This window comes from Halothiobacillus sp. (assembly GCF_028710545.1).
Classification (GTDB): domain Bacteria; phylum Pseudomonadota; class Gammaproteobacteria; order Halothiobacillales; family Halothiobacillaceae; genus Halothiobacillus.
In genome coordinates, this window is sequence record NZ_JAQTTX010000057.1 from 1 (window position 1) to 14,424 (window position 14,424).

Annotated in this window: 15 protein-coding genes; 11 read left to right on the forward strand and 4 right to left on the reverse strand. The window is 58.3% G+C overall.

All coding sequences use genetic code 11. The features are described 5' to 3' along the window. From PHD44_RS10700 to PHD44_RS10745, 10 genes are all read left to right on the forward strand, one after another. A partial coding sequence (locus PHD44_RS10700; protein WP_300191446.1) for a radical SAM protein occupies positions 1-642 on the forward strand: 642 nt, incomplete at its 5' end. Positions 643-653: 11 nt separating this feature from the next. Next, positions 654-1,472, forward strand: coding sequence for a type IV pilus biogenesis/stability protein PilW (gene pilW, locus PHD44_RS10705; RefSeq protein WP_300191449.1), 819 nt, complete (start codon positions 654-656; stop codon positions 1,470-1,472). Then, complete coding sequence (locus PHD44_RS10710; RefSeq protein ID WP_300191451.1) at positions 1,472-2,635, forward strand: RodZ domain-containing protein; 1,164 nt, start codon at positions 1,472-1,474, stop codon at positions 2,633-2,635. Before pilW ends, PHD44_RS10710 begins: the two co-directional genes overlap by 1 nt. After that, positions 2,632-3,735 carry a flavodoxin-dependent (E)-4-hydroxy-3-methylbut-2-enyl-diphosphate synthase gene (ispG, locus tag PHD44_RS10715; protein ID WP_300191453.1) on the forward strand — a complete coding sequence of 368 codons (1,104 nt, stop codon included), beginning with the start codon at positions 2,632-2,634 and terminating at the stop codon, positions 3,733-3,735. Before PHD44_RS10710 ends, ispG begins: the two co-directional genes overlap by 4 nt. A 36-nt stretch (positions 3,736-3,771) precedes the next feature. Then, positions 3,772-5,064 carry a histidine--tRNA ligase gene (gene hisS / locus PHD44_RS10720; RefSeq protein ID WP_300191454.1) on the forward strand — a complete coding sequence of 431 codons (1,293 nt, stop codon included), beginning with the start codon at positions 3,772-3,774 and terminating at the stop codon, positions 5,062-5,064. 87 nt (positions 5,065-5,151) lie between these two features. After that, the gene (locus PHD44_RS10725; RefSeq protein ID WP_300191457.1) at positions 5,152-5,817 is read left to right on the forward strand and encodes a tetratricopeptide repeat protein; all 666 of its coding nucleotides are present in this window, start codon (positions 5,152-5,154) and stop codon (positions 5,815-5,817) included. 2 nt (positions 5,818-5,819) lie between these two features. Beyond that, the gene (bamB, locus tag PHD44_RS10730) at positions 5,820-6,977 is read left to right on the forward strand and encodes an outer membrane protein assembly factor BamB (protein ID WP_300191459.1); all 1,158 of its coding nucleotides are present in this window, start codon (positions 5,820-5,822) and stop codon (positions 6,975-6,977) included. A 77-nt stretch (positions 6,978-7,054) separates the two neighbouring features. Further along, on the forward strand, positions 7,055-8,431 hold the full coding sequence (locus tag PHD44_RS10735; RefSeq protein WP_300191462.1) for a hypothetical protein: 1,377 nt from the start codon (positions 7,055-7,057) through the stop codon (positions 8,429-8,431). A 219-nt stretch (positions 8,432-8,650) separates the two neighbouring features. After that, positions 8,651-8,776 (forward strand): type B 50S ribosomal protein L36, encoded by a 126-nt coding sequence (ykgO, locus tag PHD44_RS10740; RefSeq protein WP_012823010.1) that lies wholly within the window; start codon positions 8,651-8,653, stop codon positions 8,774-8,776. 176 nt (positions 8,777-8,952) lie between these two features. Then, positions 8,953-9,846, forward strand: a complete 894-nt coding sequence (locus PHD44_RS10745; protein ID WP_300191465.1) for a DnaJ C-terminal domain-containing protein — start codon at positions 8,953-8,955, stop codon at positions 9,844-9,846. A gap of 46 nt (positions 9,847-9,892) precedes the next feature. On the opposite strand, the gene PHD44_RS10750 is transcribed toward PHD44_RS10745, so the two are convergent. From PHD44_RS10750 to PHD44_RS10765, 4 genes are all read right to left on the reverse strand, one after another. Beyond that, a complete protein-coding gene (locus PHD44_RS10750) occupies positions 9,893-10,237 on the reverse strand; it encodes a FeoC-like transcriptional regulator (protein ID WP_300191468.1) in 345 nt (114 codons plus the stop codon). 22 nt (positions 10,238-10,259) lie between these two features. Then, a complete protein-coding gene (gene feoB, locus PHD44_RS10755; protein ID WP_300191470.1) occupies positions 10,260-12,596 on the reverse strand; it encodes a Fe(2+) transporter permease subunit FeoB in 2,337 nt (778 codons plus the stop codon). An 83-nt stretch (positions 12,597-12,679) separates the two neighbouring features. Further along, positions 12,680-12,934 carry a FeoA family protein gene (locus PHD44_RS10760; protein WP_300191473.1) on the reverse strand — a complete coding sequence of 85 codons (255 nt, stop codon included), beginning with the start codon at positions 12,932-12,934 and terminating at the stop codon, positions 12,680-12,682. Next, on the reverse strand, positions 12,931-13,245 hold the full coding sequence (locus PHD44_RS10765; protein WP_300191475.1) for a FeoA family protein: 315 nt from the start codon (positions 13,243-13,245) through the stop codon (positions 12,931-12,933). The genes PHD44_RS10760 and PHD44_RS10765 overlap by 4 nt, the downstream gene beginning before the upstream one ends. A gap of 330 nt (positions 13,246-13,575) precedes the next feature. Here PHD44_RS10765 and PHD44_RS10770 point away from each other — a divergent pair. Next, positions 13,576-14,424: SWIM zinc finger family protein (locus PHD44_RS10770; protein ID WP_300191477.1), on the forward strand; the 849-nt coding region annotated here is incomplete at its 3' end.

The following is a 14,424-nucleotide window of genomic DNA, read 5'->3' on the forward strand; positions in this document are numbered from 1 at the left end:
TTCATGGGCATGGGCGAGCCCCTGCTCAACTTCGAATCGGTGGTTGATGCGGCCACGATCATGCTCGACGACAACGCCTATGGCCTGTCGCGGCGACGGGTGACGATCTCCACTTCGGGTATCATCCCGGCGATTGATCGGCTGGCCGAACGCCTGCCGGTGGCATTGGCGATTTCGCTGCATGCGCCGAACGACGCGCTGCGTGATGTACTGGTACCGATCAACCAGAAATACCCGCTCGGTGATCTGATGGCCGCCTGCGACCGTTACGCCAAGGTCGTGCCGCACGGCGCCATCATTTATGAATACGTGATGCTCGAAGGCGTGAACGATGAACCGGTGCATGCAGAAGAGATGATCCGTTTGCTGGCACCGCGCAAGGATGCCGTCAAGGTAAACCTGATTCCCTTCAACCCGTTTCCGAGTTCGGGGTACAAGCGTTCATCGCGTAATCGCATCGAACGGTTCCGCGCCTTGCTGAAGGCGGCAGGCATCAACACCGTGCCCCGCAAGACGCGCGGCGACGACATTGATGCGGCCTGCGGCCAACTGGTCGGAGAATTTGAAGATAAGGCGCGGCGCCAGGAACGGCTCGCGCACATGGGTCTGGAACAGATCAGGGTCACCTCGGAGAATCATTGATGAATCAGCGTATGCCCACCCTTAGCCCTCGCCTATCCTTTGGCCCATTGTCCAGCATGATGCGCGCCGCACTGGTGGCAGCGACCATTGCCCTGCTCGGCGGCTGCGCCAACATGGCCAATACGCCGCCGAGCAATGGCGGCCTGTCGTCCAACCCGACGGACAATCAGCGCGCCGCTCAGATCAACACCGAACTTGGCGTCGGCTACATGAACGAAGGACACATGGATGTGGCCGTCGAAAAAATCAAGAAAGCGATTTACTACGACGATGACTTCGCACCGGCGCATCATGCCTACGCGCTCATGCTCGATCGCCTGGGCGAGAAAGAAAAGGCCGCCAGAGAGTTCGAAAAGGCCTACTCGCTTGATCCGAACAATTCCGATCTCGATAACAACTACGCCACATTCCTGTGCGGACAGAAGGAATACAGCAAAGCTCAGTCGCTGTTTGCCCGCGCCTACGGCGACCCCCTCTACAAAACCCCCGAATTCGCGCTGACCAACTCAGGCGTCTGTTACGAAAGCGAGGGCAAACCGGACCAGGCCATCAGTCAGTTCGACGCGGCGCTGGTCAAACAGCCCGGATATGGCCCTGCACTGATCGGCAAGGCGCGGGTATATTACGAACAGAAAAAATACGCCGACGCCGCCAATGCAATGAAAGCGTTTGAGGCCAACAACCGCAATACGCCCGACACGCTGCAACTGGCCATCCGGATTGACCGCGCCACTGGCGATCAGTCCGCCCTCGCGAACCACGTCCTGATTCTCAAAGGCCGTTTCCCGGAATCGGCGGCTGCAAAATGGTACGACAGCGGAGCGAAATAATGAGTGAAGGTCCGATCAAAAACCACGAACCCAGCCTACCGACACTCGGGCTGAAACAGCAAGCCACCGAGGCAACCCCGTCGGCAGAGACCACGTCATTCGATGTGGCCGCAGGCAAAAGTCTCGGCGCGTTGATTCGGGAAGCCCGAACCGCCAAGGGCCTGAGTGCCGCCGATCTGGCCCAATCGCTGAATCTGGATCTCAAAATTGTCGAGCGACTGGAAGCCGACCAGTTCGAAGGCGCGCCGGAGCCCATCTATGTACGCGCCTATCTCAAACACTGGGCGGGGCTCGTCGGCGCGGATCCTCAGGTGTGGTTGCAAGCCTATCAACTGCAACATGGCGGCAGCGTTGCCCCGAACAAAATCGGCTCGATGGCACCAATTGATGTAGTAACAGCCCATAAAATGGGGCATGCGGTACATGCCACTCATCCAAACACGGTGGGTCGGGGTTTTTTGCGCATTCTGCTGTTTTTGATCGTCTTGGCCGTCGTACTGGCCGTGATCGCCGTCGCCTTGCCGGGTGTGTGGCAGAAAGGGCTCGGCCTGCTTTCAGGGAAGCCTGAACAGACACCCCTCACGCTGAATGGCGGAGCGTCCGGTAGCACCGTCAGTTTACCCGTCCAGCCCCTGCCTGCGCTCAATACGCCTGCGGCAACGACCAAAACAGCGCCAGAAATAACACCCGAAACCACGACCACCAACGTGGCCCCGCCCCCGCCCCCCATGACGACCCCGTCGGCAAGCCCGATAACGCCTGATGCAGCAAGCACAGCGCCAGGCGGTACGCCGACACCGATGACGTCGAGTGGAACAGAACCCACGACACCGGATGTCGCACCCGCAGACGGGGCACCGCCAGCACCTGCCGATGTGACGCCAACCGAACAAACTGCACCCGCAGCCACGCCCAGCGCGAATCTGGTCATCAAGGTCGATTCGGCCGATTGCTGGGTTGAAGTGCGCGACGCGGCAGGTAAAAGACTGGTGTACGACGTCCTCAAGAAAGGAGAGGAAAAAACCATTCCTGGCGCCGGGCCATTCACCATCACACTTGGCAACCCCAGCGCGGTCACGGTGCTATGGAAGGGAGAACCGGTCAAGTTGGGCACAGCCAACAGCACCACAGGGGTTGTCCGAACAACGGTGGGCGGCTCATGAGCCACATTGCATCGCCTACGATACGCAGGCTTTCTCGCAAGATATTCGTCGGCAATGTGCCGATTGGTGGTGATGCGCCCGTGGCCGTGCAAAGCATGACCAATACCGAAACCTGTGATGTGGCGGCTACTGTGGCGCAAATTCAGGCATTGCAGAAAGCCGGGGCCGATCTGGTGCGCGTATCCGTTCCGACCATGGAGGCCGCCGAAGCCTTTGGCGCAATCCGCAAGCAGGTCAGCATTCCGCTCGTTACCGACATCCATTTCGATTACCGCATCGCCTTGCGCGTGGCCGAACTGGGCGCGGATTGCCTGCGAATCAACCCCGGCAACATCGGTCGGGAAGATCGCGTTCGCGCCGTGATCGATTGCGCGCGCGACAAAGGTATCCCGCTGCGTATCGGCGTCAATGCCGGCTCGCTGGAAAAGGACCTGCAACAGAAATACGGCGAGCCCACCCCGGAAGCGATGGTCGAATCGGCCATGCGCCACATCGACATTCTCGATCGACTCGATTACCCCGACTTCAAGGTATCGCTCAAGGCATCCGATGTCTGGATGACCGTGCTCGCCTACCGTCAACTGGCCGGGCAGATCGAACAACCGCTGCATCTGGGTATTACCGAAGCGGGCGGGCTGCGTTCCGGAGCCGTCAAATCGGCGGTGGGCCTGGGTATGTTGCTGGCCGAGGGGATTGGCGACACGATCCGCATTTCGCTGGCCGCCGACCCGGTCGAAGAAATCAAGGTGGGTTGGGATATTCTCAAATCCCTGCGCCTGCGCAACCGCGGTATCAACCTCATTGCCTGCCCTTCCTGCTCACGGCAGGAATTCGACGTCATCCGTGCCGTCAATGCACTGGAAGGCCGACTTGAAGACATCGACACCGCGATGGATGTCGCCGTCATCGGCTGCGTGGTCAACGGGCCGGGCGAAGCGCGCGAAGCGGCCATTGGCCTGACCGGCGGCCAACCCAATCTGTTGTACATCAACGGCAAACCGGTTGGGAAACTGACCGAAGCGGAACTGGTGGATGGCGTGGAGCGCGCCATTCGCGAACGCATCGCCGCCAACAAGGCCGCGGAATCGAACCCAACCTGACTTTTCAAAGCACGATTATTAAAGCCCGATTACTCGATGAGCAAAACCATTAAAACCCTGCGCGGCATGCACGATGTATTGCCCGGTCAGACACCCGGCTGGTCCCGGCTGGAATCAACGCTGAGCCAGACCGCCCGCCAATACGGTTATCAGGAAATCCGGATGCCGATCGTGGAACAGACGGCGTTGTTTTCCCGCGGAATCGGCGAAGTCACCGACATCGTCGAAAAGGAAATGTATACCTTCGACGACCGCAATGGCGACTCGCTCACCTTGCGACCTGAAGGCACCGCCAGTTGCGTGCGCGCCTGTCTGGAACATGGCCTGATTCACAACCAGCAACGCAAGCTCTGGTACATCGGCCCGATGTTTCGCCATGAGCGCCCGCAAAAAGGCCGCTACCGACAATTCCACCAGTTCGGCGTCGAAGCCTTCGGCGTGAACGGCGCGGAGCTGGATGTCGAGCTCATGCTGATGGCAGCGCGTATCTGGCAGCAGCTCGGCATCATCGACGTTCAACTGCAAATCAATACCCTGGGCAGCAGCGACGCACGCGCCGCCCACCGTGCGGTACTGATCGAGTACCTCAAAAGTCATGCCGACGACCTTGACGAGGAAGCCCGCGCCCGCCTGGAAACCAATCCCCTGCGGATTCTGGACAGCAAAAACCCCGCCGTGCAGGCGGTGGTTGCCCATGCCCCGGCGCTTGCGGACTATCTCGACGAGGCCGACCGCGAGAACTTTGCCGAAGTCCAGCACTTGCTGACCGCAGCAGGCGTGTCGTTCGTCGTCAATCCCCGACTGGTGCGCGGGCTGGATTACTACAACCGGACCGTCTTCGAATGGGTGACCGAATCACTCGGCGCCCAGGGCACGATCTGTGCAGGTGGACGCTATGACGGTCTGGTCGCGCAGCTGGGCGGCAAGGCAACCCCTGCTGCCGGGTTCGCGATGGGTCTGGAACGCCTGATCGAGCTCATCGGACAGGCTGATGATGAAACCACCGCCGACATTTACGTGCTTTGGCCGGAGCCTTCCGCCAAGGGTGCTGCCCTTGCGGCAGCAGAAGGCTTGCGGCGCGCATTGCCCGATCTGCGTATTCAATGCGCGCTGGATGGCGGCGCGCTGAAAAATCAGCTCAAGCGGGCCGATCGCAGCGGTGCCCGATTCGCGGTTATCATCGAGGACACGGCGGCAGCCGACTCGTGGCGCGTGAAGTCGTTGCGTCAAAATGCACCGCTCGAACCCATCCCTGAAGCCCCGCTGGAACCGGCTGCGGCAATGGCCTTGCTTCGCGCCGAACTGGCTGCGGACAGACTGGCAACATAATCTGTATGATCTGACAATCCAACAACCTCGATCTTGGCGATTTTGAATCAGAATCGCACCCATGAACCACGAATAAGGTAATGAGCCGTGACTGCAACTGACGACGAACAACTCGATAAACTCCGCGAATTCTGGACGCAATATGGCAAGACCATCATCGCCGGCATCATCCTTGGCCTGGCTGCCCTGGTCGCCTGGACGGGCTGGCAAAGCTGGCAGGCGAAAAAGCAGACAGCGGCCGCCATCGCCTTTCATCAGATCGAGCAGTTGAGTGCCGCCAATCAGCCGAAACAGGCCATGGAAGCCGCACGCAAGCTCGCCGGATCCGATCAGGGTTCGGTATACGCCACACTGGCCCTGATGATCGGCGCGCATGAAGCCATGTCGCAAAACGACCCGGCCAAGGCAGCCATCTACCTGAATGACGCCATGCAGCACGCCAAACAACCTGCACTCGCCGCACTGGCCCAGCTTCGTCTGGCACGGGTTCAATGGGCGCAAAACAAGCCGGAACAGGCACTGGCCACACTGAAAGCCAAAACCCCGCCCAAGGCCTATGAATCCATGTTCACCGAATTGACGGGCGACATTCAGGCCAGCCAGAAAAACTGGGCTGCTGCCCGCGCCGCCTACGAACAGGTACTCAAGTCCCCGGATTCGGCAAATACCATGGTGCAAATCAAGCTGGACAACCTGCCGGCAGCCTCTGTCGCCACTTCCGCACCGACTGCATCCGGCAAGGAGAAATCGTGATCATGACTTCATCAAATGTGTTCAAGCACGCCGCGCGCCTGCTGATTCTCCCCCTTGCCATCGGTGTGCTCGCCGGGTGTTCGTCCACGCGGGAACTGGTCAAGCCGACGCCCTTGACACAAATCGACAACAAGTTCCCGCCCAAAATCCTGTGGGAAGCGAGCGCGGGCAGTGATCAAAAAGATGATCTGCTGCGAATTGCCCCGGTTGAATCCGGCGATCGAGTGATCGTTGCCGATGCCAAGGGCGATGTTTATGCCTACAACCTCAAATCCGGCAAACGGCTGTGGGAAGCCGAACTGAACATGCCGATCAGTGTTGGCGGCGGCGCCAACGATGCGATGGTGGTGTTCGGCTCGGATACCGGCAAAGTGGTCGCGCTGAGCACGGATAGCGGCAAAACACTCTGGCAGGCAACGGTATCGACCGCAGTCGAAGCAGCACCCTCGGTGGGCGACACCAATGTGGTCGTTCGCTCGAAAGACGGCAGCGTGACGCTGCTGGATGCCAAAGACGGCAGCACCGTCTGGTCTGTCAGCCATAACGAACCCGTGATGACGCTTCAGGGACAAAGCCGTGCCCTGCTGTTCCCGGACGCGATTGCCGTCGGTTACGACGATGGCGAATTTGCGATCCTGTCGCGGGCCGATGGTCGCCCATTGTGGAAAAACCAGGTGGCCCTGCCCATGGGTCGTACCGAGATCGATCGCATGGTGGATATCGATGCCACGCCATTGTTCGCGGATGCCGTTTTTTATGTCGCGACTTATCAGGGTCGGATTGCCGCCATCAATGCCAAGGGCGGACAAACCATCTGGAGTCGCAAGTTCTCCAGCTTCACCGATATGAGCATCGATCAGCACGCGTTGTACGCTACCGATGCCAACGGCATCGTCTGGGCGCTGGATCGCCGTACCGGCGAGCCGCTCTGGCGTCAGTCCGCTCTGGCTTATCGTGGTGTCACCGGGCCTGCACTCAGCAACGGCAAGCTCGTGGTTGGCGACAAGGAAGGCTATCTACATGTGCTCGACCCGCAAACCGGTGCCATCGTAGGCCGTCTGCGCGTCAGCGGCGGATTGATCGACCCGATGCGAACCGAGAACAATGTGGTGGCCGCTGTCACACGCGGTGGTGATCTGATCGTATTTGATCTGCCGTAACCTTCCTCGCAAGCGCGAATAGTCACAAAGAAAGGATCGTTCAGCGATCCTTTTTGTTTGTACGGTATGCTTGCCGCATGAACGCCCTGCGCACGACATCCAAGCCCGAACAAACGCCTGCCGCACCGCGGCGAAGCAGGTTATGGCTTTGGCGCGGTCTGATATTGCTGGGGTTGCTGATTGCCCTGTGGTTGTATGTGCTGCCTTACCAGACCGGTGTGCGGCTGGATAAATCTCTGAGTAGCTGGGTATCCGATCACCCGAACTGGACGCTTGAACGTAAAGAACGCAGCTTGTTCCAGCGCCATTATCAGCTTCGCTGGCAACCCGGCTGGGCGACCGAGCCCGTGGTACTCGACGTACGGGTTTTCCCCCGGCCTTTCGGCTGGGGGAGTCCGGCGGGCAGACAATGGGGCTGGGCGACCTTCACCATGCAGATGGACCCAGGCAGCCCGGTGCAGATCAGAAATTTGCCGGATCGCGCCATCGAGATCTCAGGCCAAGTGGAAGGCCTCGGCCTGGTCCGGTTCAACTGGGCTGGCAACGAAACCGAAGGCAACCAACTCATCTACGACGGATCGGGCCGCACCTGGCAGGGCACTCTGAACCTGCCCGGCTGGCAGGTGATCACCCCGACGCATCATTATCTGTTCGGCCGAACCTTGATTGACCTCCGCCTGCACCATCGCGTCGAAGCCGATTACGCCTTCTGGCGTGGACTAGACGGTGAGCTCGGCATCGATATCCGGCGAATCGGCTGGAGCAAGATCCCGCACGCGCAGGCATCATCGACCGAATCATCCATCTCCTCGTCCACGTTACTCGGTTCGTCAAAGAGTGGCCTGATCGATCATTTCCAGTGGCGTATCCGGTTGATGCCGGATTTTTCCGGCGGGCAGCGGGATGTAATCGGTTCCGGTGCGCTGGACGCACTTTCGCTCGATGGCCGACACATCGGGGGCGGGCAACTGGCCTTTGCCGTTTATGCGGCCGATCCCGATTTTGCAGAACACTTTGCCGTTCTGGGTCGGCACCTTCTGTTCAACTCGGAGGCAATAGCCAGCGGACAGCTTCTGGCACTCGTACTGAGTTCCCTGCGCTCAGCCGAAATTCGCCTCGACGCCTTGCGCTGGCAAACACCCACGGGCAACATGGAGATAACCGGCAAGGCATTCGGACCTCAGTTCGCCGGACTTGGTCCGCTGACAAATCGCCACGAGCAGATACAGCCCCATTGGCAAGCCCAGGCACAACTTCAGTTCGGTGGTGCCATCATGCAAGCACCGCTCATCAATCCCTTGGTCAACTGGCTGAATTCATGGCTTGCTGCCCCGATATCCAAGTATGCCCCGATCCGGGGAACGCCCGTTCACCTCGTTCTGGCCTACTCGCCTGAGGGCTGGGTGCTTGATCGAACCGAAACCGAACGCCCATCCGCCGACCATGCGAAATAGACCTGAGAAATCGTCGTCATCAAGGGACACCCGCCCCGCGCTAGGACGACTCAGAAGGGGACATTTCAGCTTTGGAAAAAAGGGGACATTTTAGAATTGGACAAAGGGGACATTACGGCTTTGGGCTAACATGGTCGAATGTCCCTTGCAGGCACGCTGGATTTAGGATAAATTGCACGACCTATTTTGGTTCGAAATTTCGATTAGGCTGAGGCTGTTATGAAAATTTTATCTTCTCTGAAGTCTGCCAAGACTCGGCATAAAGACTGTCAGATTGTACGTCGCCGCGGCAAGGTGTATGTCATCAATAAAACCAACCCACGCTTCAAAGCGCGCCAACGTTGAGTTTATTCTTTACTTTGATGCGGATGAAGCATTCGTGGCAAGATCAAACCCGCCAACCGGCGGGTTTTTTTCGCTTTCGATTTTTAACCGCGCGAGCAAGCAGTCGAGCAGTTGAAATTCAACCTATAAACCACACAATTATTTTCTAGTGAAATGGAAGCGTTGAGGTTATCGAATTGAAATTCCAAGATTACTACGCCACGCTTGGTGTGGAACGCACCGCATCTCAGGCTGAAATCAAGAAAGCCTATCGTAAGGCTGCGCAAAAATACCATCCGGACCGCAACAAGGAGGCGGGCGCCGAAGAAAAATTCAAGGAAATCAACGAAGCCTACGATGTACTCGGCGACGAAGAAAAACGCCAACGTTACGATACGCTGGGTTCAAACTATCGTGCGGGCGAGGAATTCCGCCCACCGCCGGGTTTTGACCCCAGTCAATTTGGCGGGCAGTACGGCGGCGCGGGTTTTTCGGATTTTTTCAGCAGTATTTTTGGTGGCGGTTACGATACGGGTACCACTTACGGCGGTCGTCGCACGCGCGCAGCCCGCGGACCTGATTTTGAAATGTCTCTGCCTCTGAGCGTTCAGGAAATGATCGAGGGTGGTAGCAAGTCGGTCACTATCGATCACCCTGAAACGGGGCGCAAAACGCTCAAGGTCACCATTCCCAAAGGCAGCACACCGGGCAAACGAATGCGTTTGAGTGGTCAGGGTGGCTCGGGCGCGAATGGCGGGCCGGCGGGCGATTTGTATCTTGTATTCCAACTGGAACCCAACAGTCCGTTTACGCTGGACGGCAATGATGTGCTGTACAACCTGCCGGTCACCCCGTGGGAAGCGGCGCTGGGTGAAAAGGTCACCGTGCCGACACCCACTGGCGGCAAGATCAGCATGACCATTCCGGCCGGCTCGCAGTCCGGTTCCCGCTTGCGGGTTCGCGGGCGCGGTCTGGCTGGCGGGGATTACTATGTCACCGTGATGATTCACACGCCGCCAGCCAAAACCAATGAAGCCCGAGACTTTTATACGGAAATGAAGGCCTCAATGCCGTTCAACCCCAGGGACTGAAACAAATGCCCGCCGACGGGCATTTCAAATCCCCACGCTTGGCGGACTAAACCCCATGCGGGCTGCCGGGCTTCCAAGCCTCGTCATAATCGGTCAAGACATCAAAGCAGACAGGCGAGGCGCTGGACTCCACCCATTCGATCAGATCGTATTCGTGCGTGTCCGGGGCGCACGCATCACCACTGCCACAGCCACCACACCCTTTATCACATACAGATGGCGTCACCGCGATTTGCCGAATGTGTCCGCGTTCGCGCCAGAATTCCAACAGGTGCAGAACGGCGCTGGGAGCGGCGTCAAAATGCAGCAGTACATCGCGCAGTGGCGCGGTGCCGCGGTACTTGAGGTACGCTTTAAGCCGGCTTGGGGTGAGTAAACGCGAGGAGTTCATGGCGCACACCTCCGATTTTGATTTAGTGAGGAACGTTTGCGCGCCGCTGCCCATTGCGCTTGAGGGCGACGATCACGGCGATCAGCGCCGCCAGTATCGCGACCAACCAAACCAGCGATTGCATGGGGTGTGCGCTGAAATTGGCGAACTGATAGAACAGTACCGCCAAACCATAGGCCAGGCCAATACCCCAGACAATCGAGAAAGCAGTCCACGCCCGGCTGCGGGTCTCGCGGTAAATCGCGGCCATCGTGTTCACACACGGAATATAGAGCAGAATAAAAATCAGGTAGGCAATCGCCGCCGAGGTGGTAAACAAGCTGCCCATGCGTGACAGCGTGGTGGCATCCAGATCTTGCTGTGCGGCCGCTTGCTGCAAGTTGCTTTGCTGGGCCTGCTCGACCTGGCCAAATCCCAGCGGGTCGAAAAAGCCTTTGGCAAACGCCTTGGCGTTGTCGGGAATCGTTTGCACCGCAGCGGCCAATCCACCCCAGAAATCGAAGGTTTGGGGCTTGGGTGCACTGGCCGCAGCCTTGGCGGCATCACCGGCATCCATCCGGGTATACACGCCGTTGAGCGTACCCATCACGATTTCCTTAACGACCACACCGGAGAGCAGGCCTACCGCGGCCGGCCAGTTTTCATCGGTAATCCCCATCGGGTGAAATACCGGCGTGATGGTTTTACCGATGCTACCCAGAATCGAATCACCCACCTCGCCTTCGCCCAGTGGCTTGCCGCTGGTGCTGAAGCTCGAAAGCAGCGTCACGATGACAGATGCCACGATAATCACCTTGCCCACGCGCAATATAAACACCGACAGCCGCTCCCAAGTTGTGAGCAACAAACCGCGCAGGGTAGGCACATGATAGGTCGGCAACTCCATGATAAACGGGGTCGCTTCGCCGCGCAGGGCGGTTTTTTTCAGCAGCAGCGCGGTGAGAATCGCCAGCACGATTCCCAGCACGTAGAGGCCGAACACGACTTGCCCGCCGTTTTCGCGAAAAAAAACGGCTACGAAGGCCATGTAGATCACCAGGCGCGCACTGCAGGACATGAACGGCTGCATGAGCGCGGAGATCAGGCGTTCACGCGGGTCTTCCAGTGTGCGCGTCGCCATTACGGCAGGCACGTTGCAGCCGAAGCCGACGATCATCGGCACGAAGGCCTTGCCCGGCAGGCCGATCTTGCGCATGAAGCGGTCCATCACGAAAGCCGCGCGCGCCATATAACCGGAATCTTCCAGCAAGGAGAGAAACAGGAACGTCATCCCGATCGGCGCGATGAAGGTGGATACCAACTGAATTGCGCCCCCAACCGATGTCGCGAGGAACGTGACGAGCCAATCGGGCGCATGCACCAGATGCAGCACATGGGCAAAACCGCTGACGAAAATGGTGTGTGTGGCCTGATCGAAGAAATCGAGAAAGATGCTGCCGCCATTGAAGCTCATCACGAACAGCAGATACATCATCAACAGAAAGATCGGGATGCCGAGAAAACGGTTGAGCACGATGGCATCGATGCGATCGGTGAGGGAACGGCGTAACTGCCCGCGCTGTGTCACGCTGGCGTGCGTCACCTGGTGAATGAAGGTGTACCGTGCATCGGCGATGAACACGTCGGCTTCTTCATCCAGATGGGCGCGAATCATTTCCTGAGCCGCTTCGACCTCGGCACGCAGGCTTTCGTCGATGGTCGCGAGGGTGAGCCGGTCGCTTTCCAGTAATTTGACACCCATCCAGCGCGGATCAATGTTCTGCGCGGCGGCCACCGGCTCGATCTTGGGTTTGAGGTCGTGCAGCGCGGTTTCGATCAGCGGCGGATATTCGATCTTGATGCCCGGCTCATCGGAACGGGACGCGCGCTCGATCAGGCGACGCTTGAGTTCATCCAAGCCTTGTTTCTTGGCTGCCGTAATCGGCACCACCGGGCAACCAATACGCTGTTCCATCGCTGCAAAATCAATATGAATACCGGCTTCCTCAGCCAGATCGAGCATATTCACCGCCAGGATCAGCGGTACGCGCATTTCCAGCAATTGCGTGGTGAGGTAGAGGTTGCGCTCCAGGTTGCTGGCATCGAGAATATTGATGATGACATCGGCCTCGCCGGAGAGGGCATATTCGCGGGCGATGGCTTCATCCAGAGAAGCGCTGGAAGCGGCGTCCAGCGAATAGGTGCCCGGCAAATCGACCAACTCGACCCGATCGGCCCCGACATCGAACGTGCCGATCTTGCGATCGACCGTCACGCCCGGCCAGTTGCCGACCTTCTGCCGCAAACCCGTCAGGGCGTTGAACAGTGTCGTTTTACCGCAGTTGGGATTGCCGATCAGACCGACGGTGAAAGTCGCCATATGTACTCACAAAGATGTCGGCGCGAAACGCGCCCTTAATGTCTGGAAGAAAATAAACAGGAGCGCAAACCCGAAAGTGAACGTCAGGACGCTTCGGTACGCTCGATTCGCAGCAATCGGGCCTCGTCCTTACGCAGCGTCAGCGCGGAGTTGCGTACCTTGAGCTGAATGGGATCACCCAAAGGGGCCAAGCGCGTAACAGTAAAACGGGTGCCGGGCGTCAAACCCATGGCCATCAGGCGGCGGCGGTAATCGGCATTGCCTGGCGCAAACCCTTTAACCACGCCACCATCGCCGGGCTTGAAATCCAGCAGCGTAACCGTGGGTTCCTCAATCATGACTGCGCGGTGACCATAATCTTGTGCACCATGCCCGCGCCCAAGGCGACTCGCGAACTGCCGATCCGCACGATCAGCGCGCCGCCTTCACGTTGTAGAATTTCCAGTTCGCTTCCGGCATGGATACCCATCCCTTCCAGACGCTTGGCCAGTGCCGGATGCTCGCCCGTCAAACCCACCACGCGCACGCGTGCACCGCGCGCAGCCAAACCAATGCCGAAACTGGCCGCAGGCGCATGGCTGTGGTGTGAGGATGTATGAGGCATCGCGGGGTTATCGCTCCGGGAAGACAACTGAGAGAGGGTCAACATGTTTAATCACCTCATTATACCGGGGGTTAGGAACAAACCTAATTAAGCAAACTGTAATGATGAGCAGGACTGTAGCATGCAAAACCAAATGAGAACAATAGTCATTTACGTAATGTGCCGAAAAAATCATTCAGCTCCAGCCCTCCATCGCATCAAGGACGCTCCATTACCTTCGCGGCACGCCCGGCATCTATGCAGGGCGATGCGCTACACAAGTATTCAACAAACTGTTAAGTTCTGCGGGATGATGTCGCCTCGAAAACCCCATGAACAGGGGCTTAACAACACCCGGCATTGTTCCGCAATAACCCACTGCACGATACACAAAACATGACTCGCCCGATCCATCTTCCCTTCACCCTTGCCGACATCACCGACTATTTTGGCGCGCATGAAATAAAAAAAGCCCAGCCTTACATCCGTAATGCCGTTCGGCTACTGCACGTGGAAAATAGCTATATCAACGCGGAAGTGCAGGGCACAGCCAGAACCCCGTACGATGTTCATATCAATTTTTATCATGATACGGGCGACAAGGTGTTCTTCGACGCGGAATGCAGTTGTCCTGTCGGCTACCAATGCAAGCACGCCGCCGCTACGCTCATCGCTGCGTTGAATTATCAGCACCCTATTCCGGGCGTGCCCCCGGAAACGCTGGCATGGCTGGATCAATGGCAGCAAAGCACGACCAATGCAGCCAGAGCCATGAAGGAAGTGCTGGTTTACCTGCTTAGACCGCCCTCTGGCAGAGAACTGCTTGCAAAGGTATATCTGTACAAAGTGCGGGTGGGCAAGGATGGGCTGATTCTGGAGTCCGCGAACGCCTGGTACAACATTGATGGCGCGCTGCGCAAACCGCCTCGTTTCGTCCAGCAAGCCGACCTCACTATTCTTCACCTCATTAACCACCAGCCCTTCGGTTTTGGTTACAGCGGCTTCTCGCTGGAAAACGACCTGGGCGAGATGGCGCTCGATTTAATGCGCGACACCGGGCGGCTGTATATCGAGGAAAGCCATACGCCACTAAAACGTGGAGCAGATCGTGCAGCGCGCCTGCAATGGCGCCGGGAGGGAAGCACCCTGCGCCCTGAACTCTTGGTCGAACCCGCAGCAAAACTGTTCGCGCTATCGGCATTCTGGTATCTGGATGCGCGCACCGGCGAGCTGGGGCGTGTGAAC

Coding starts and splice junctions, on each gene's coding strand:
- PHD44_RS10765 (WP_300191475.1), bottom strand. CDS start 13,245: ATGTTGACCCTCTCTCAGTTGTCTTCCCGGAGCGATAACCCCGCGATG.
- ykgO (WP_012823010.1), top strand. CDS start 8,651: ATGAAAATTTTATCTTCTCTGAAGTCTGCCAAGACTCGGCATAAAGAC.
- hisS (WP_300191454.1), top strand. CDS start 3,772: ATGAGCAAAACCATTAAAACCCTGCGCGGCATGCACGATGTATTGCCC.
- pilW (WP_300191449.1), top strand. CDS start 654: ATGCCCACCCTTAGCCCTCGCCTATCCTTTGGCCCATTGTCCAGCATG.
- PHD44_RS10710 (WP_300191451.1), top strand. CDS start 1,472: ATGAGTGAAGGTCCGATCAAAAACCACGAACCCAGCCTACCGACACTC.
- PHD44_RS10735 (WP_300191462.1), top strand. CDS start 7,055: ATGAACGCCCTGCGCACGACATCCAAGCCCGAACAAACGCCTGCCGCA.
- feoB (WP_300191470.1), bottom strand. CDS start 12,596: ATGGCGACTTTCACCGTCGGTCTGATCGGCAATCCCAACTGCGGTAAA.
- PHD44_RS10750 (WP_300191468.1), bottom strand. CDS start 10,237: ATGAACTCCTCGCGTTTACTCACCCCAAGCCGGCTTAAAGCGTACCTC.
- bamB (WP_300191459.1), top strand. CDS start 5,820: ATGACTTCATCAAATGTGTTCAAGCACGCCGCGCGCCTGCTGATTCTC.
- PHD44_RS10760 (WP_300191473.1), bottom strand. CDS start 12,934: ATGATTGAGGAACCCACGGTTACGCTGCTGGATTTCAAGCCCGGCGAT.
- ispG (WP_300191453.1), top strand. CDS start 2,632: ATGAGCCACATTGCATCGCCTACGATACGCAGGCTTTCTCGCAAGATA.